Raw genomic sequence first — 17,462 nt, forward strand, 5'->3', positions numbered from 1 at the left:
CCCTGTCCGTCCGCCCGCCCTGGAGTACGCGTCGTGCGCATCGATCTGCACACCCACTCCACCGCGTCCGACGGCACGGACACCCCCGCCGAGCTGGTGGCGAACGCCGCCGCCGCGGGCCTCGACGTCGTCGCCCTGACCGATCACGACACGGTCGGCGGGCACGCCGAAGCCGCGGCCGCCCTGCCCGAGGGCCTCACGCTCGTCACCGGTGCCGAGCTCTCCTGCCGGATCGACGGTGTCAGCATGCACATGCTGGCCTACCTCTTCGACCCCGCCGAGCCCGAACTTGCGCGGGAGCGCGAACTCGTCCGGGACGACCGGGTGCCGCGGGCGCGGGCCATGGTGCGCAGCCTCCAGGAGCTGGGCGTCCCGATCACCTGGGAGCAGGTCGCGCGGATCGCCGGGGACGGCTCCGTCGGGCGCCCGCACCTCGCGACCGCACTGGTGGAGCTGGGGGTCGTCGACTCGGTCTCCGACGCCTTCACCCCGTCCTGGCTAGGCAATGGCGGGCGCGCCTACGCCGACAAGCACGAGCTCGACCCGTTCGAGGCGGTCCGCCTGGTCAAGGCGGCGGGCGGGGTCACCGTCTTCGCCCATCCGCTCGCGGTCAAGCGGGGCGAGGTGGTCCCCGAAGCCGTGATCGGGGGGCTGGCCGAGGCCGGACTGGACGGCATCGAGGTCGACCACATGGACCACGACGGACCCACGCGGGCCCGGCTGCGGGGCCTCGCGGCCGATCTGGGGCTCCTGCCCACCGGGTCCAGCGACTACCACGGCACCCGCAAGACCGTCCGCCTCGGTGCGTACACCACCGACCCCGAGATCTACGGCGAGATCACCCGGCGTGCCACGGGGGCCTTCCCCGTGCCGGGCGCCGGCGGAACGCGCCCCGTCTGACCGGGGTCCCACCCCGGCCTCTTCCTCTCGTTTCCGTTCCCCTCCGCACCCTCCGTGCTGCGTCACCGTGCGTCCGGGCGTCCCCGGGCCGTGCCGGCGCACGCGTCCTCCTGTTCGGCCCGCTCTCCTCCTGCAAGGCTCACCGTGTTCGACATCGCTGTCTTCGGATCCCTTTTTCTCACCCTTTTCGTGATTATGGATCCGCCCGGAATCACCCCCATCTTCCTGGCCCTCACCGCGGGCCGCCCCGCCAAGGTGCAGCGCGGGATGGCCCTCCAGGCCGTCACCGTCGCCTTCGGCGTGATCGCCGTCTTCGGCCTGCTCGGTCAGCAGATCCTGGACTACCTGCACGTCTCCGTGCCCGCGCTGATGATCGCGGGCGGCCTCCTGCTGCTGCTCATCGCGCTCGACCTGCTCACCGGCAAGACGGACGAGCCGACGCAGACCAAGGACGTCAACGTGGCGCTCGTGCCGCTCGGCATGCCGCTGCTCGCCGGCCCCGGAGCGATCGTGTCGGTGATCCTAGCCGTGCAGAACGCCGACGGCACCGCCGGTCAGGTCTCGGTCTGGTCGGCGATCGTCGCCATGCACGTCGTGCTCTGGCTGACCATGCGGTACTCGCTGCTGATCATCCGGGTGATCAGGGACGGCGGCGTGGTCCTGGTGACCCGGCTCGCCGGGATGATGCTCTCGGCCATCGCCGTGCAGCAGATCATCAACGGCGTCACCCAGGTCGTCCAGAACTCCTGAGACCGCGCCCGGCCGGGAGTCCGGGGTCCGGACACCACCGCGCCCCCGCACGGACCGTCCGTGCGGGGGCGCCTCGTCCTCGACTCGTCATCCGCTCGACATCAGCGACGCGACGTGATGCAGGGTGTTACGAGGCCGACGCGTCGGCCGGCCGGATGTAGATGCGCTGGCCCATCGCGGCGGCCTGCTGCACGATCCGGTTGACGGAGGCGGCGTCCACGACGGTGCTGTCCACGGCGGTACCGTCGACATCGTCGAGTCGCATGATCTCGAAGCGCACAGGGCTTCCCTTCGTCTGATCCTCCTGCTGGAGAACTACTGGTGAGGACGGCTCGGCCGTCCTCAAGAACGGGAGCGCGAGACGTGCGGGCCTCACGCTCCACACCGGGTACAACGGCTCGCCCGGCGCAAACATTCCCTACGCTAAGGAAATTTTTTGGATGTCTAAGTACCCGTCGGTCATCAACCGTGCACGGACCATGAGGTCCGCATGAGTCACGCGGACGCACGTCCGGACGAGACACCCGGTGTCCACGAGCAGCTGGAGCGCACCAACGCACTGCTCCTGCGTGTGCTCGCCGAGGTGTCGAAGACCCCCTCCACCCACGCGATCTTCGTCGACGCGGGCTACGTCTACGCGGCGGCCGGCCTGCTCGTCACCGGCACGGAGGACCGCCGGTCCTTCGACCTCGACGCGGAGGGGCTGATCGAGGCCTTCATCGACAAGGCCCGCACGATCTTCGCCGACAGCAGGCTGCTGCGCGTGTACTGGTACGACGGGGCCCGGCGGCGGATCCACACCGTCGAGCAGCAGTCCATCGCCGGACTCCCGGACGTCAAGGTCAGACTCGGCAACCTCAACGCCAACAACCAGCAGAAGGGCGTCGACTCGCTCATCCGCTCCGACCTCGAATCGCTCGCCCGGCACCGCGCCATCAGCGACGCGGCACTCGTCGGCGGCGACGAGGACCTGGTCTCCGCCGTCGAGGCCGCCCAGGGCTACGGCGCCCGCGTCCACCTCTGGGGCATCGAGGCGGGAGAGGGCCGGAACCAGGCCGAGCCGCTGCTCTGGGAGGTCGACAGCCAGCGCACCTTCGACCTCGACTTCTGCCGCCCCTACGTGACCCGGCGCTCCGTCACCCTGTACGAGGAGGACGGCCCCGCGCCCGCCCGTGAGGACGTCCGCTTCGTCGGTGCGCAGATCGCCGCCGGCTGGCTCTCCTCACGCGGCCGGGAGGCCCTCGCCGACCTGCTGCCCGGGCACCCCTACCTCCCGGGCTCCGTCGACCAGGACCTGCTCATGGAGGCCGAACGCCTCCTCCAGCACTCACTGCGCGGCCACGCCCCGCTGCGCCGGGCGCTGCGCGACGGCTTCTGGCAGCACCTCCAGGCGCAGTACTGAGCCGGCCGCCCCGCGGGCGGTGCGCGGGACGGCTCAGACGGTGGTCCAGAACGCCACCAGGGCCGCCGCGGTCTCCACCGGCCGCGCCGTGTTGGGGGAGTGCTCGGCGCCCTCCACCACGGTGCGCCGGGCCCCCAGCCGCCGCGCCATGTCGTCCAGCAGCGGCACCGGCCAGACGTCGTCGCGCTCGCCCGAGACCACGTGCACGGGAAGGGCGAGCGCGGCGAGCTCGGCCACCCGGTCCGGCTCGGACGACAGCTGCGCGCCGGTCGCGATCAGCTGGGCCGGGTCGTGGCGGATCCAGCGCCGGCGCAGGTCCTCGCCGTCCCCCGTGTCCGCGTCCTCGGGCGGGTCCATCGCACGCATCATCCGCCAGACCTCGTCCATGCTCCAGCGGCCGAGCGCGTCGCCGAGCAGCCGGGCCTTCTTCTGCTGGTCGGGAACGATCTCGGCGGGTCCGGACGACATCAGGGTCAGCGAACGGAAGGGCGTGGCGTCCCGCAGCACCGCCGCGCGGGCGATCTGCCCGCCCAGGGAGTGCCCGAGCAGATGCACGCCGCCGGGCGGCACCGGGTCGACGGCGGCGGCCTGCGCCAGCACGTCCTGGGCCAACTCCACCTGGGCGTAAGGGTCCTGACGGCCCGCACCGTCGGTCTCGTACTGCCCGCGGCCGTCGACGGACAGCACCCGGAACCCGGCCTCGGCGAGGGGTTCGAGCATCGCGATGAAGTCCTCCTTGCTGCCGGTGTAGCCGGGCAGCAGGAGGGCGGTGGAGTGTGCGCCGCCGGCCGGAGCTGCGTCCAGCACGGCGAAGTCCCCGCGCTCGGTACGCAGGACGCGGGCACGGGCACAGGGGGGCGGGGTGAAGGTGGGCGGCCGGCTCATGGGGCCGAGCGTATCCCCGCGGGCCGCGCGGTGCCCGGGCAGCCGTACGGCCCCGGCCCCCGCGGGTGCGGGGGACCGGGGCCGTACGGGGTGACTGCGGCCGGGATCAGGCCTCGGTCGTCTCGGCGGTGGCGGCCGCCGCGCGCGAACGGCGCCGACGCGGCTTGGCCGGAGCCGCCTCGCCGGTCGCCGCTGCCTCGGTGACCGGCGAGGCCTCCGCCTTCTCCGTCGTCGCGGCACGCGAACGGCGGCGGCGCGGCTTGGTCTCCGCGGCCTCCTCGGCGACGGCCGGAGCGGCCGCCACGTCGGACTTCGGCTTGGCGGCGGCACGGGGACGCCGGCGCGCCCTGCTCTCCTGCACGGGCTCGGAGACCGGGGCGATCTGGAAGTCGACCTCGTCGGCCGGCTTCACCACCCGGGCGCGGCGGCGCGGCTTGGTGGCCACCGGCTCCGCCGTCCGCGGGGCGACGGCCACGGTCTGGAAGTCGACCACCGGCTCGGCGGCCGGGGCCTGGGCGACGGCGGGCGCCTGGGTGGCGGCCGGGGCCGCGGCACGCGAACGGCGGCGGCGCGGCTTGGCCTCCGCGACGGGCTCGGCCGCGGGCGCGGGCTCCACGATCGGGGTCTCCACCGCGGTCACGGCGGCCTCCGCCACGGTCACGGCGGCCTCCACCACGGTCTCGGGGGCGGCTGCGCGGGTCCGGCGACGGCGGCGCGGGGTGCGCGGCTCCGCCGCGTCCTCGTCGGCCGTCCCGACGGCGGGGACGGACGCGGGCGCGGCGCTCTCGTCGAGGGTGCTGCCGCCGCGGGTGCGGCGACGCTGGCGCGGGGTGCGCGGCGCGCGCTCCTCACGCGGCGCCGGCGCGGACGCGGCGGACTTGCGGCCACGGCCGCCGGTCTCGCCGAGGTCCTCGACCTCCTCCGCCCGCAGGCCCGCACGGGTCCGCTCCGCACGCGGCAGCACACCCTTGGTGCCCGCCGGGATGCCGAGGTCCTCGTACAGGTGCGGAGAGGTGGAGTACGTCTCGGCCGGGTCCGGGAACTTCAGGTCCAGCGCCTTGTTGATCAGCTGCCAGCGCGGGATGTCGTCCCAGTCGACCAGCGTGATCGCGATGCCCTTGGCGCCCGCGCGGCCGGTGCGGCCGATGCGGTGGAGGTAGGTCTTCTCCTCCTCCGGCGACTGGTAGTTGATGACGTGGGTCACGCCCTCGACGTCGATACCGCGTGCGGCGACGTCGGTGCAGACCAGGACGTCCACCTTGCCGTTGCGGAAGGCGCGCAGCGCCTGCTCGCGGGCACCCTGGCCGAGGTCGCCGTGGACCGCGCCGGACGCGAAGCCGCGCTTCTCCAGCTGCTCCGCGATGTCGGCGGCCGTGCGCTTCGTACGGCAGAAGATCATCGCGAGCCCGCGGCCCTCGGCCTGCAGGATGCGGGAGACCATCTCGGGCTTGTCCATCGAGTGGGCGCGGTAGACGAACTGCGTCGTGTTCTTGACGGTCGTGCCCTCGTCGTCCGGCGAGGTGGCGTTGATGTGTGTCGGCTGCGACATGTACCGGCGCGCCAGGCTGATGACCGCACCGGGCATGGTGGCCGAGAACAGCATGGTCTGGCGCTTGGGCGGCAGCATGGTGATGATGCGCTCGACGTCGGGCAGGAAGCCCAGGTCGAGCATCTCGTCGGCCTCGTCCAGGACGAGGGCGCGGATGTGCGAGAGGTCGAGCTTGCGCTGGCCCGCCAGGTCGAGCAGCCGGCCCGGGGTGCCGACGATCACGTCGACGCCCTTCTTGAGGGCCTCGACCTGCGGCTCGTAGGCCCGGCCGCCGTAGATCGCGAGGACCCGGACGTTACGGACCTTGCCGGCGGTCAGCAGGTCGTTGGTGACCTGCTGGCAGAGCTCGCGGGTGGGGACGACGATGAGCGCCTGGGGCGCGTCCGTCAGCTTCTCGGGCGCGGCGCGGCCGGCCTCGACGTCTGCGGGGACGGTCACGCGCTCCAGGAGCGGGAGGCCGAAGCCGAGCGTCTTGCCGGTGCCGGTCTTGGCCTGGCCGATGACGTCGGAGCCGGAGAGCGCGACGGGGAGCGTCATCTCCTGGATGGGGAACGGGGACGTGATACCGACCGCCTCGAGGGCTTCGGCCGTCTCCGTCAGGATTCCGAGTTCGCGGAACGTAGTCAGGGTGCTGCCTCTTCTGTGAGACGCGGACCGAAGGCGAACGCTGGGGGTCGTACCGTGCCGGGGTTGGTCATCCGGCCGTGGATGGGCCGGGTGGCGCGGGACCACTGCCGTCGCTCGAGCGATCGTGCCGCTGAGGGGGCCCCTCATCTGCGGTCGTACGTGGTGTACGCCTCGCGTGGAGGGCTGTCGGGTCGGAGCCGATCGGGCCACCGACCGGGCATCCTCATTCAAGGTCGCGCCCCTGGCACACGAAAATGCTCAGTAAGCGCAATATCACTGTACCCCGGATTCGCGCACGCGTGTGGGGCGAATTCATCGGAACGGTGTGATGTCCCCCGCAGACCGGACCCTTACCCCCCGGTCGGCTCGGGCTATTCTGCGCTCCATGGAGACGCCTGACAACGCCACGGAAGCACCCGACGCAGCGCCCGCACCGACCGGGATCGCCGCCCAGGACTGGGCCACCGCGTCCGCCGACCCGCAGTACCGCGCCGCGGTCGTGGACCTGCTGGGCGCCCTGGCCTACGGGGAACTCGCGGCCTTCGAGCGGCTCGCCGAGGACGCCAAACTCGCGCCGACACTCGGGGACAAGGCGGCACTGGCGAAGATGGCCTCCGCCGAGTTCCACCATTTCGAGCAGATCACCGACCGCCTCACGGCCGTCGAGGAGGCGCCGACGACCGCCATGGAGCCGTTCGCCAAGGCGCTGGACGACTTCCACCGCCAGACGGCCCCCTCGGACTGGCTGGAGGGCCTGGTCAAGGCGTACGTCGGCGACGCGATCGCCAGTGACTTCTACCGGGAGATCGCGGCGCGTCTCGACTCGGACACCCGCTCCCTCGTCATCTCGGTGCTCGACGACACGGGCCACGGGCACTTTGCCGTCGAGAAGGTGCGGGCCGCCATCGAGGCGGACCCCCGGGTCGGCGGCCGGCTGGCCCTGTGGGCGCGCAGGCTGATGGGCGAGGCGCTCTCGCAGGCCCAGCGGGTGGTGGCGGACCGCGACGCGCTCTCCACCATGCTCGTGGGCGGCGTGGCGGACGGCTTCGACCTCGCCGAGGTCGGCCGGATGTTCTCCCGGATCACCGAGGCCCACACCAAGCGCATGGCCGCCCTGGGGCTCGCCGCCTGACGGCCGGCGGGGCCGGTGCGTCCCGCGGCGGCCCTACTGGGCGGCCGCCGACCGCACCGGCCCTCCGCCGCGCGTGCGGATCAGCAGGGACAGGGTCACCGCCCCGACCAGCACGGCACCGGCGGACGTCGCGAGCAGGTGGCCGGAGCCGAGTGCCGAGTGGGTGAGGTACGCGCCGAACAGGGCACCCGCCGCCCCCGTGACGAACACCGCGCGCGAGGACGGCAGACGGCCGGACAGGTAGTGGAGCGCGGCCCAGGACAGGGCGAGTCCGAGCACGACGGAACTGATGGACACCCACAGCACAGAGGGTCACCTCGCTTGCACGGCGTGGCGGTCGGTCGGTCCCAGGCGGCTTACCCGTGGCCCGCGGAACGCAATCCTCCCGGGCCGCCGTGAACCCCACCGAGGGACGGGCCGGTGGTCCGTGGCGCGCACCGGAACGACAGGACGGGGGCCCGGCGGACGATTCCGCCGGGCCCCCGTCCCGTGTGCCGCGTCGCGCGGGCTACAGCGCGCCGAACCCGACCCGCCGGGTGCTGGGCTCACCGATCTCCACGTAGGCGATCCGGTCGGCCGGCACCAGGACCTTGCGGCCCTTGTCGTCCGTGAGGCTGAGCAGCTGCGCCTTGCCGTTGAGCGCCTCGCTGACGGCGCTCTCGACCTCTTCGGCGGAAAGTCCGCTCTCCAGAACGATCTCGCGGGGCGTGTGCTGCACCCCGATCTTGACCTCCACGGCTATGTCCCTCCGACGGTCCGTCTCTGCGCGGTGAACCGCGCCGTACGCAGCACACATTAGCCCGGTGAAGGGACGGACCACGGGTCGACCGGCAACGCCCGCAGCGAACACCCGCCGCGTCCGGCGTCCGGCTCAGTGCTGATCGGTGCCGTGCAGGGGGAACCCGGCGATGCCGCGCCAGGCCAGCGAGGTCAGCAGCTGCACCGCGGACTCGCGCGGGATGCCGGACGGGCTGGAGAGCCAGTAGCGCGCCACGACCTGGGAGACACCGCCCAGACCGACCGCGAGCAGCATCGACTCGTCCTTGGACAGGCCCGTGTCGCCGGCGATGACGTCGGAGATGGCCTCCGCGCACTGCAACGAGACCCGGTCGACCCGCTCGCGGACCGCCGGCTCGTTGGTCAGGTCGGACTCGAAGACCAGGCGGAAGGCGCCGCCCTCGTCCTCGACGTAGGCGAAGTAGGCGTCCATGGTCGCCTCGACGCGCAGCTTGTTGTCCGTGGTCGAGGCGAGCGCCGTGCGGACCGCCTGGAGCAGCGACTCGCAGTGCTGGTCGAGCAGGGCGAGGTAGAGCTCCAGCTTGCCGGGGAAGTGCTGGTAGAGGACGGGCTTGCTGACGCCCGCCCGCTCGGCGATGTCGTCCATCGCCGCGGCGTGGTAGCCCTGGGCGACGAAGACCTCCTGCGCGGCGCCCAGCAGCTGGTTGCGTCGGGCACGGCGGGGCAGCCGGGTGCCCCGCGGGCGCGCCGCCTCTGTCTGCTCGATGGCTGTCACGCCGCCTCCCAAAATCGTGTTCGAACACAGTCGCACCGTGCTCGCTGTGCCGTCGGGCCATCGTACTTTTGAGTAACCCGGGTGTGCGCGGCGCGGACGCAGAATTTCACGGACCGGACGGCCGCGGAAGCCGCCGAGGCGCCGGGACCGTGCCGCAAAGGGTGCGTACTACCGGTAATCGTCCTCGTCCTCGGTGACGACACGTGCCTGTTCCGCCGCATCCGCCTCGTTCGCGGTACCGCGGTCGAGGCCGGAGAGCGGTTCGTCCTCCTCCGGCCGTACGTCCGTCCGCTGCTCGGCGCTGTCGGCTTCCGGAGCCTCGGGGTCCGTGGTGTCCGGCTGCCGGTCCTCGAAGGTCCCCGGGTCGCTCGGGTCGACCGTCATGGCGGCCCCCTTCCCTCTCTTGCAGCCTAGGAGCAACCTCCGGGGGGCGCTATGCGGCCTGTGACGGCGAACACACGAACCACCGCGTGATCATCTCGTAACATTGCCGCATGTCTTCGACCGAGCTGCCCGGTATCCACGCCGCCGCCGCCGCGGTGGCACCCACGGTCGGTCCGGTCCGGATCGCGGAGGGCGAGGAACTGCGCTCCGTCGAGCTCCCCGGACTCACCCTGACCGTCCGCTCCCGCCCCTCGGGGCCGGGGGAGCCCGCCCTCCTCGTGCACGGCCTGGGCGGCTCCTCCCAGAACTGGTCGGCGCTCATGCCGCTGCTGGCGGACACGCTCGACAGCGAGGCGGTCGATCTGCCCGGCTTCGGGGACTCCCCGCCGCCGGACGACGGCAACTACTCCGTCACCGGACACGCCCGGGCGGTGATCCGGCTGCTGGACGCCGGCGGGCGCGGGCCCGTTCACCTTTTCGGTAACTCCCTGGGCGGCGCCGTCGCCACCCGGGTCGCGGCCGTCCGGCCCGATCTGGTGCGCACGCTGACGCTCGTCTCCCCCGCCCTGCCCGAGATCCGGGTGCAGCGGCCCGCCGTACCGACGGCCCTGCTCGCGGTTCCCGGAGTCGCCTCCCTGTTCGTCCGGTTGACGCGGGAGTGGACCGCGGAGCAGCGCACCCGCGGAGCCATGGCACTCTGTTACGGCGATCCGGCACGAATCTCCGACGAAGCCTTCCGCCACGCGGTGGCCGAGATGGAGCGCCGACTGGAACTGCCGTACTTCTGGGACGCCATGACGCGCTCGGCACGGGGCATCGTGGATGCCTACACGCTGGGAGGACAGCACGGGCTGTGGCGCCAGGCCGAGCGGGTGCTCGCACCGACGCTCCTCGTGTACGGCGGGAAGGACCAGCTCGTCTCGTACCGGATGGCACGCAGGGCGTCCGCGGCCTTCCGCGACTCGCGCCTGCTGACACTGCCCGACGCAGGGCACGTGGCGATGATGGAGTACCCGGAGACGGTCGCCCAGGCGTTCCGGGAGCTGCTCGACGAACGTGGCAGGAGCTGATCCGGGGCGTGGGACGACACAGCCGAAAGGGCCCTGAGGCCATCCGGCACGACAGCGGACCCCCCGCCGACGCCGCCGTGGAGCGCGGTACCGGCCGACGCGGGCGGGAGGCCGCGGCACCGCCTCCGCGGGACGGCCGCGGCCCGTTCGCCGACGAGCCGCAGGTGCGCGGCGGGCACCCGGAGCAGCACGAGCCGGGAGGCGGCTGGGGCACCGGCCCGCAGCCGCGCGAGGACGGCGCGCGGGAGCCCGCGGGACCGGCCGGCCAGGAGGTCTTCCGGGCCGGGCAGGCCGCCCTGGCGCGGCAGCGGGCGGCGCAGCGGGCCGACGCCGGCCGGCGCACGCCCGAGCCGGACACCGGGGCGCTGGTGCCGGGTCCGCGCAGGGAGTTCCTGGAGGCGTTCGACAGCGCTCCGGTCCGCCCCGCGCCGCCGGCCGCTCCCGAGGAGCCGGACGAGGCCCCCGGCGGACCGGAGGAGGGCCCCGCCCGTCCGGCGAGGGGCGGCAAGGGCCGTACGTTCACCGGGATCGCGGCCGCCGCCGTGGCCACGGTGCTCGCGGTGGTGGTGGCCGGGCAGGTGGCGGAGGGCAGGGACGGCGGGCAGGACGGCCGGGAATCCGCCGGCGTCGACCGCCAGGAGTCCGAGGACGCCTCCCGCTCGGTGAACCGGAGCACCCCCCGGCTGGGGGAGCAGAAGGCCGGGACGCCGTCGTACGCGCAGCGGATGGCCACGGCCTTCCCGCTGGCGGCGGACCTGAAGGCGTCCGGGACGTTCGACGCGGTGCCCGGGCTGGCCGAGGCGCCGGGCAAGGGACAGCTGCACCGGTACCGGATCGACGTCGAGCGGGGACTCGGCCTCGACGCGGGGCTGTTCGCCGACGCCGTGCAGGAGACCCTGAACGACGACCGCAGCTGGGCGCACAACGGTGCCATGACCTTCGAGCGGATCTCCTCCGGCGAGCCCGACTTCGTGATCACCCTCGCGAGTCCGGGCACGACGGCGGACTGGTGCGAGAAGTCGGGACTGGACACCACCGAGGACAACGTCTCCTGCGACTCGGCCGCCACGGACCGCGTGATGATCAACGCGTACCGCTGGGCGCAGGGCGCCTCGACCTTCGGTCCGGACAAGCTCCTGCCCTACCGTCAGATGCTGATCAACCACGAGGTCGGCCACCGGCTGGGGCACAACCACGTCAGCTGCCGCACGCCCGGGGCCCTGGCCCCCGTGATGCAGCAGCAGACCAAGACGCTGGACATCGACGGCATCAAGTGCCGCCCCAACCCCTGGGTGTATCCGGGGAGTTGAGAGAGACGGGAGGAGGGGCGTCCGAATGGCGGGACGGTCGTCCCACTCCGCGTTGACATCGGGGGAGGGGGTCGTTCATATTTCTCCGCATGTCACGCAGTCCCGCATCCTCCGAGCGCGCCGCCCTTGAGCTGGCGCTGCTCGGCGTGGCCGGGCACTGCGTAGCCGACATTCTCTGTCGCTGACGCCTGCCCGTGCGCGCGTCGGCCACCTCCTGAGCAGCCCTCTCCGGCTCCTCGGCCCCTGTCCTCCGCCGCGCCCGGGCGTACTCCGTCCGCAGGCGCGGCAGTTCGATGTCACCGGTTCCACCCCCTCTCCGGGGGCGGCACCCGCTGCGCCCGTGCGGACCTTCCTCCTCCTGCCGCAGCACACCGAGAGGTCATCTTCCGATGAGCCAGCCGTCCGTCATATCGCGCCGCGTGGCAACCGCCGCCGCCGTCAGTCTCGCCCTGGTCGCCGGCCTGGCGGCCTGCGCGGGCCCCCAGAGCAACGGCGGCGGGGGCGACGGAGCGGGCTCCGGGGCCCCGGGCAAGCCGCAGAAGGGCGGCACCCTCACGGTCCTCAACAGCAACCCGCAGGAGGACTTCGATCCCGCGCGGCTCTACACCTCGGGCGGCGGCAACGTGCCCTCGCTGGTGTTCCGCACCCTCACCACCCGCAACCGGGAGAACGGCGAGGCCGGCGCCCAGGTCGTCCCGGACCTGGCCACCGACCTGGGCACGCCGAGCAAGAACGCCACCGTCTGGACGTACACCCTCAAGGACGGGCTGAAGTACGAGGACGGCACCGCCATCACCAGCGCGGACGTCAAGTACGGCATCGAGCGCTCCTTCGCCGCCGAACTCTCCGGCGGTGCGCCCTACCTGCGCGACTGGCTGATCGGCGGCGCCGACTACCAGGGGCCCTACAAGGACGAGAAGGGCCTCGACTCCATCGAGGTCCCGGACGACCGGACCATCGTCTTCCACCTGAACAAGCCCGAGGGCGAGTTCCCCTACCTCGCCACCCAGACCCAGACGACCCCGGTGCCCCGGGCGAAGGACACCGGCACCGCGTACGAGAAGCACCCGGTCTCCTCCGGCCCGTACAAGGTCGTCTCGAACGAGAACGACGGCGAGCGGCTCGTCCTGGAGCGCAACCCGCACTGGTCGGCCGCCACCGACGAGGAGCGCAAGGCCTACCCGGACAGGATCGACGTGCGCTCCGGTCTGGACTCCGCCGTCATCAACCAGCGGCTCTCCGCCTCGCAGGGCGTCGACGCCGCCGCCGTCACCACCGACACCAACCTCGGCCCGGCCGAGCTCGCCAAGGTCTCCGGCGACAAGGAGCTCGCCGCCCGGGTCGGCACCGGCCGCTTCGGCTACACCAACTACATCGCCTTCAACCCGAAGGTGAAGCCCTTCGACGACCCGAAGGTGCGCCAGGCGGTCTCCTACGCCGTCGACCGCTCCTCCGTCGTCAACGCCGCCGGCGGCTCCTCCCTCGCGGAGCCCGCCACCACCTTCCTGCCGAACCAGAAGTCCTTCGGCTTCACGGACCACGACCACTTCCCCGCGGGCCGGACGGGCGACCCGGCGAAGGCCCGGGAACTGCTGAAGCAGGCCGGGTACCCCGAGGGCCTGAAGGTCACCCTCACGCACTCCAACGACAAGGACTTCGAGACCAGCCCGGAGATCGCCACGGCGCTCCAGGCCGCCCTCAAGAAGGCCGGCATCACCGTCGAGCTCAAGGGCCTGGAGAGCAACGACTACGCCGACACCATCCACAGCGCGTCCAAGGAACCGGGCTTCTTCCTCGCGCACTGGGGCGCCGACTGGCCCTCGGGCGGCCCGTTCCTCGCACCGATCTTCGACGGCCGCCAGATCGTGAAGGACGGGGCCAACTTCAACACCGCCTTCCTGGACGACGCCTCGGTCAACAAGGAGATCGACGAGATCAACAAGCTGACCGACCTGAAGGCGGCCGCCTCGCGCTGGGGCGCGCTCGACCGGAGGATCGGCGAGCAGGCGCTGACGGTGCCGCTCTTCCACCCGGTCTACAAGCGGCTCTTCGGCCAGGACGTCAAGAACGTGGTCATCAGCGACTGGACCGGTGTGCTCGACGTCTCCCAGGCCGCGGTCAAGTAACCATGTCCGAAGCACTTCTCGTCCAGGAGGCGGGGACGGCGGCTCCCGCCGCCCCCGCCTCGGGGGCCCGGCAGTTCTGGCGGCGGCTGCGCGCCCAGCGCGCGGCCACCGCCGCCGCGGCCGTGGTCCTCCTGCTCTTCCTGGCCGCGCTCGCCGCGCCGCTGCTCGCCGCGCTGGCCGGCCAGGACCCCGACACCTTCCACCCCGACCTCGTCGACTCGGCGGCCGGCGGGGTCCCCCTCGGCTCCTTCGGCGGCATCGGCGCGGACCACTGGCTGGGCGTCGAACCCCAGACCGGCCGCGACCTGTTCGCCCGCATCGTCTACGGCGCCCGGGTCTCGCTGGGCGTGGCCGTCGCCGCGACCCTCCTCCAGGTCACCATCGGTGTGGTGGTGGGCCTGGCCGCGGCCCTCGGCAACCGCCGGCTCGACCAGGTCCTCAGCCGCGTCACCGACATCAACGTCGCCCTGCCGCTCATGGTCATCGCCCTCGGGCTGCTCGCCGTCGTCCCGCCCTCGTTCCCCCGGCCCGTGCTGATCGCGCTGGTCATCGGCGGCATCAACTGGGCGGGTACGTCGAAGATCGTGCGCGCCCAGGCCCTCGCCCTGAAGACCCTCGACTTCGTCTCGGCGGCCCGGCTCAGCGGGCGCGGGGGATGGAGCATCGCCCGGCGCGAACTGCTGCCCTCGCTCGCCGCGCCCGTCATCACGTACGCCGCGCTGCTCTTCCCCGTCAACGTCACCGTCGAGGCGGCCCTTTCCTTCCTCGGCGTCGGCATCAAACCGCCCACCCCGTCCTGGGGCCAGATGCTCACCGAGGCCGACACCTGGTACCAGTCGGCCCCCACCTACCTCCTGATGCCGGCCGGGCTGCTCTTCGTCACCGTGCTCTGCCTGACCGTGCTCGGCGAGGGCGTCCGCACGGCGCTCGACCCCCGGGCGGCCTCCCGGCTGCGCGTGGGCACCGGCCGCGAGGACCGGACGAAGGGGCGGGCCTCGTGACCGGCTTCCTGCTGCGACGGCTCGGCGGAGCCGTCTTCGTGCTCCTCTCGCTGACCGTCATCCTGTACGCGGTCTTCTACGTCGCCCCGGGCGACGTCGCCCAGATCGCCTGCGGGCCGCGCTGCTCGCCCGCCCAGGTCGCCCAGGTGACCGAGCAGCTCCGGCTCGACGACCCCGTGTACACCCAGTACGGGCACTTCCTCCAGGGCATCGTCGCCGGCCGGGACTTCTCCACCGGCACGGGCGTGGAGCACTGCACCGCGCCCTGCCTCGGAGTCTCGTACCAGAGCGACCAGCAGGTCATGACGCTGATCCTCACCAAGCTGCCGGTGACCGGTTCGCTCGTCATCGGGGCGTTCGTCTGCTGGATCCTGCTCGGCGTCGGCACCGGCGTGCTGTCCGTGTGGCGGCGGGGCCGGATCACCGAGCGGCTGCTGACCTGGCTCACCCTGGCCGGCACGGCGACACCCGTGTTCGTCATCGGCCTGCTGCTCATCATCGTCTTCTGCTCCACGCTGCAGTGGCTGCCGTCGCCCACCTACGTGCCCCTCACCGAGGACCCGGAGCAGTGGGCCTGGGGGCTGCTGCTGCCCTGGGTGTCCCTGGCGCTCATCGAGTCCGCCAAGTACGCCCGCCTGACCAGGAGCTCCATGCTGGAGACCCTCGCCGAGGACCACGTACGCACCTTCCGCGCGTACGGCGTCGGGGAGCGGGCCGTCATCGGGCGGCACGCGCTGCGGGGCGCGGTCGCACCCGTGATCGCGCTCAGCGCCCTCGACTTCGGCAGCATGTTCGGCGGTGCGGTCCTGACCGAGTCCCTCTTCGGGATCCCGGGGATCGGACGCGAACTCGTTCACGCCGTCAAGGTCGTCGACCTGCCCGTGGTCGTCGGCGTGGTGCTGGTGACCGGTTTCTTCGTGGTGCTCGCCAATGCCGTCGCGGACCTGCTGTACGCGCTGGCCGACCGACGGGTGGCCCTGTCATGACAACACCGCTGGTCCAGGTCGAGGACCTCACCATCGACTTCGGCACCGTCCGCGCCGTGGACGGGCTCTCCTTCACCCTGGAGGCGGGCGCCGCCCTCGGCGTCGTCGGGGAGTCCGGCTCCGGCAAGAGCGCGTCGGCCTCCGCGCTGCTCGGACTGCACCGGGGCACCGGCGCCCGCGTCACCGGGACGGTCCGCGTCGCCGGCACGGACGTGGGCACCGCCGGCGAGGCCGAACTGCGGGCGCTGCGCGGGGCGAAGGCGGCGATGGTCTTCCAGGACCCGCTCTCCTCGCTCGACCCCTACTACACCGTCGGCGACCAGATCGCCGAGGTGTACCGGGTGCACCACCCCGTCTCCCGGCGGGCGGCCCGGGCCCGGGCCGTGGAGGTCCTGGACCGGGTCGGCATCCCGGACGCGGCCCGGCGCGCCCGGTCGCGGCCGCACGAGTTCTCCGGCGGCATGCGCCAGCGCGCGCTCATCGCGATGGCCCTGGCCTGCGAACCGCGGCTGATCGTCGCGGACGAGCCGACCACCGCTCTCGACGTGACCGTGCAGGCGCAGATCCTGGACCTGCTGCACGACCTGCGCCGCGAGACCGGCACGGCGCTGCTCCTGGTGACCCACGACGTGGGTGTCGCCGCGGAGAGCGTGGACGAGGTCCTGGTCATGCAGCACGGCCGGGCGGTGGAACGCGGACCGGCCGCCGAGGTACTGGGCGCGCCCCGGCAGGCGTACACCCGGGAACTCCTGTCCGCGGTGCCCCGGCTCGACGCGAAGCGTCCCCCGGCGCCCGTCCCCGGCCCGGCGCCCGTCCCCGGCCCGCGGGACGCGTCGCCGGACGCCGGACCGCTCCTCGAGGCCGTCGGCCTGCGGCGGGAGTTCGGCCGGGGCTCCGGCCGGGTCACCGCCGTGGACGGCGTCTCGCTCACCGTCCGGGCCGGCGAGACCCTCGGCATCGTGGGGGAGAGCGGCAGCGGCAAGACGACGCTCGGCCGCATGCTCGTGCGGCTGGACGACCCGACGGCCGGGCAGCTCCGGTACGACGGGCGGGAGATCGGCGCGCTGCCGGAGAAGGCCCTGCGGCCGTTCCGCCGCGAGCTCCAGATGGTCTTCCAGGACCCGGTGGCCTCCCTCAACCCGCGGCGCTCCGTCGGCGAGTCCGTGGCCGACCCGCTGCGGGCCGCCGGGGAGACCGACGAGACCCGCATCCGGGACCGGGTCCGCGGACTGCTGGAGAGGGTCGGGCTCGACGCCGACCGGTACGAGCGCCACCCGCACGAGTTCAGCGGCGGACAGCGCCAGCGGATCGGCATCGCCCGGGTGCTCGCCGCCGAGCCGAAGCTGATCGTGTGCGACGAGCCGGTCTCCGCGCTCGACGTCACGACCCAGGCCCAGGTGATCGCGCTCCTCGCCGGGCTCCAGCGCGAGCTCGGCATCGGGCTCGTCTTCATCGCCCACGACCTGGCCGTGGTGCGGCAGGTCAGCGACCGTGTGGCGGTGATGCGGCAGGGCCGGATCGTCGAGGAGGGCGCCGTCGACGAGGTGTACGGATCGCCCCGGGACCCGTACACGCGACAGCTCCTCGCCGCGGTGCCCACGCTCGACCCGGCCCGCGCCGCCGCGCGCCGGGCGGCCCGCTCGGAGCTGGCCGCAGCCTGACGCAGCGTCACCGAACGCCGTGATGTCGCAACAGAACGCGACTGCCGCGGGAAAGTTACGCCGGTTCACCCCTTTCGGTGGTGGGGGGGGGGAGGGGTCCGCGGGCGACACGGGCGTGAGCGAGTAGAGGTGGAGCACGCGGTCGGCCGCGAAAAGACGCCACCCA

18 protein-coding genes are annotated in these 17,462 nt (G+C 72.9%); 11 read left to right on the plus strand and 7 right to left on the minus strand.

Annotated elements, in window-relative coordinates; translation table 11 throughout:
• The first annotated feature begins 33 nt into the window (after nt 1–33).
• Together ABZ172_RS09090 and ABZ172_RS09095 are read left to right on the plus strand one after the other, a co-directional pair.
• Nucleotides 34–900: a PHP domain-containing protein gene (locus ABZ172_RS09090; RefSeq protein WP_356881766.1), complete on the plus strand. Its 867-nt coding sequence runs from the start codon at nt 34–36 to the stop codon at nt 898–900.
• Between the two features lie 144 nt (nt 901–1,044).
• Nucleotides 1,045–1,650: a MarC family protein gene (locus tag ABZ172_RS09095; protein ID WP_356881768.1), complete on the plus strand. Its 606-nt coding sequence runs from the start codon at nt 1,045–1,047 to the stop codon at nt 1,648–1,650.
• Between the two features lie 127 nt (nt 1,651–1,777).
• Here ABZ172_RS09095 and ABZ172_RS09100 read toward each other — a convergent pair whose 3' ends face one another.
• Nucleotides 1,778–1,930, minus strand: coding sequence for a hypothetical protein (locus tag ABZ172_RS09100; RefSeq protein WP_356881770.1), 153 nt, complete (start codon nt 1,928–1,930; stop codon nt 1,778–1,780).
• A gap of 210 nt (nt 1,931–2,140) precedes the next feature.
• Here ABZ172_RS09100 and ABZ172_RS09105 point away from each other — a divergent pair, with 210 nt between their 5' ends.
• Nucleotides 2,141–3,052, plus strand: a complete 912-nt coding sequence (locus ABZ172_RS09105) for an NYN domain-containing protein (RefSeq protein ID WP_356881772.1) — start codon at nt 2,141–2,143, stop codon at nt 3,050–3,052.
• Between the two features lie 33 nt (nt 3,053–3,085).
• Here ABZ172_RS09105 and ABZ172_RS09110 read toward each other — a convergent pair whose 3' ends face one another.
• Nucleotides 3,086–3,937: an alpha/beta fold hydrolase gene (locus tag ABZ172_RS09110; protein WP_356881774.1), complete on the minus strand. Its 852-nt coding sequence runs from the start codon at nt 3,935–3,937 to the stop codon at nt 3,086–3,088.
• Nucleotides 3,938–4,043: 106 nt separating this feature from the next.
• Nucleotides 4,044–6,023 carry a DEAD/DEAH box helicase gene (locus ABZ172_RS09115; RefSeq protein WP_356881777.1) on the minus strand — a complete coding sequence of 660 codons (1,980 nt, stop codon included), beginning with the start codon at nt 6,021–6,023 and terminating at the stop codon, nt 4,044–4,046.
• 475 nt (nt 6,024–6,498) lie between these two features.
• Here ABZ172_RS09115 and ABZ172_RS09120 point away from each other — a divergent pair, with 475 nt between their 5' ends.
• A complete protein-coding gene (locus ABZ172_RS09120; RefSeq protein ID WP_356881779.1) occupies nt 6,499–7,245 on the plus strand; it encodes a ferritin-like fold-containing protein in 747 nt (248 codons plus the stop codon).
• A 33-nt stretch (nt 7,246–7,278) separates the two neighbouring features.
• Here ABZ172_RS09120 and ABZ172_RS09125 read toward each other — a convergent pair whose 3' ends face one another.
• The 4 genes from ABZ172_RS09125 to ABZ172_RS09140 form a co-directional block, all read right to left on the minus strand.
• Entirely contained in the window at nt 7,279–7,551 is a 273-nt protein-coding gene (locus ABZ172_RS09125; RefSeq protein ID WP_356881781.1) for a hypothetical protein, read from the minus strand.
• A gap of 202 nt (nt 7,552–7,753) precedes the next feature.
• Complete coding sequence (locus tag ABZ172_RS09130) at nt 7,754–7,981, minus strand: DUF3107 domain-containing protein (RefSeq protein WP_187282138.1); 228 nt, start codon at nt 7,979–7,981, stop codon at nt 7,754–7,756.
• A gap of 135 nt (nt 7,982–8,116) precedes the next feature.
• Nucleotides 8,117–8,758 carry a TetR/AcrR family transcriptional regulator gene (locus ABZ172_RS09135; protein ID WP_205018688.1) on the minus strand — a complete coding sequence of 214 codons (642 nt, stop codon included), beginning with the start codon at nt 8,756–8,758 and terminating at the stop codon, nt 8,117–8,119.
• A 168-nt stretch (nt 8,759–8,926) separates the two neighbouring features.
• A complete protein-coding gene (locus ABZ172_RS09140; protein ID WP_356881784.1) occupies nt 8,927–9,142 on the minus strand; it encodes a hypothetical protein in 216 nt (71 codons plus the stop codon).
• 110 nt (nt 9,143–9,252) lie between these two features.
• Here ABZ172_RS09140 and ABZ172_RS09145 point away from each other — a divergent pair, with 110 nt between their 5' ends.
• The 7 genes from ABZ172_RS09145 to ABZ172_RS09175 all read left to right on the plus strand — a co-directional run bounded on the left by ABZ172_RS09145 (nt 9,253) and on the right by ABZ172_RS09175 (nt 17,296).
• Nucleotides 9,253–10,212, plus strand: coding sequence for an alpha/beta hydrolase (locus ABZ172_RS09145; protein WP_356881786.1), 960 nt, complete (start codon nt 9,253–9,255; stop codon nt 10,210–10,212).
• 8 nt (nt 10,213–10,220) lie between these two features.
• Nucleotides 10,221–11,522 (plus strand): DUF3152 domain-containing protein, encoded by a 1,302-nt coding sequence (locus ABZ172_RS09150; RefSeq protein WP_356881788.1) that lies wholly within the window; start codon nt 10,221–10,223, stop codon nt 11,520–11,522.
• An 89-nt stretch (nt 11,523–11,611) separates the two neighbouring features.
• Nucleotides 11,612–11,707, plus strand: a complete 96-nt coding sequence (locus tag ABZ172_RS09155) for an Ms4533A family Cys-rich leader peptide (protein WP_315985674.1) — start codon at nt 11,612–11,614, stop codon at nt 11,705–11,707.
• Between the two features lie 204 nt (nt 11,708–11,911).
• The gene (locus ABZ172_RS09160; RefSeq protein ID WP_356881791.1) at nt 11,912–13,648 is read left to right on the plus strand and encodes an ABC transporter substrate-binding protein; all 1,737 of its coding nucleotides are present in this window, start codon (nt 11,912–11,914) and stop codon (nt 13,646–13,648) included.
• Between the two features lie 2 nt (nt 13,649–13,650).
• On the plus strand, nt 13,651–14,649 hold the full coding sequence (locus ABZ172_RS09165) for an ABC transporter permease (protein WP_356881793.1): 999 nt from the start codon (nt 13,651–13,653) through the stop codon (nt 14,647–14,649).
• Complete coding sequence (locus tag ABZ172_RS09170; RefSeq protein WP_356881795.1) at nt 14,646–15,635, plus strand: ABC transporter permease; 990 nt, start codon at nt 14,646–14,648, stop codon at nt 15,633–15,635. The genes ABZ172_RS09165 and ABZ172_RS09170 overlap by 4 nt, the downstream gene beginning before the upstream one ends.
• Nucleotides 15,632–17,296: an ABC transporter ATP-binding protein gene (locus tag ABZ172_RS09175; RefSeq protein WP_356881797.1), complete on the plus strand. Its 1,665-nt coding sequence runs from the start codon at nt 15,632–15,634 to the stop codon at nt 17,294–17,296. The genes ABZ172_RS09170 and ABZ172_RS09175 overlap by 4 nt, the downstream gene beginning before the upstream one ends.
• Nucleotides 17,297–17,462: the final 166 nt, after the last annotated feature.

The organism is Streptomyces sp. NPDC006296 (assembly GCF_040613235.1).
In the GTDB taxonomy this organism is placed as follows: Bacteria; Actinomycetota; Actinomycetes; order Streptomycetales; family Streptomycetaceae; genus Streptomyces.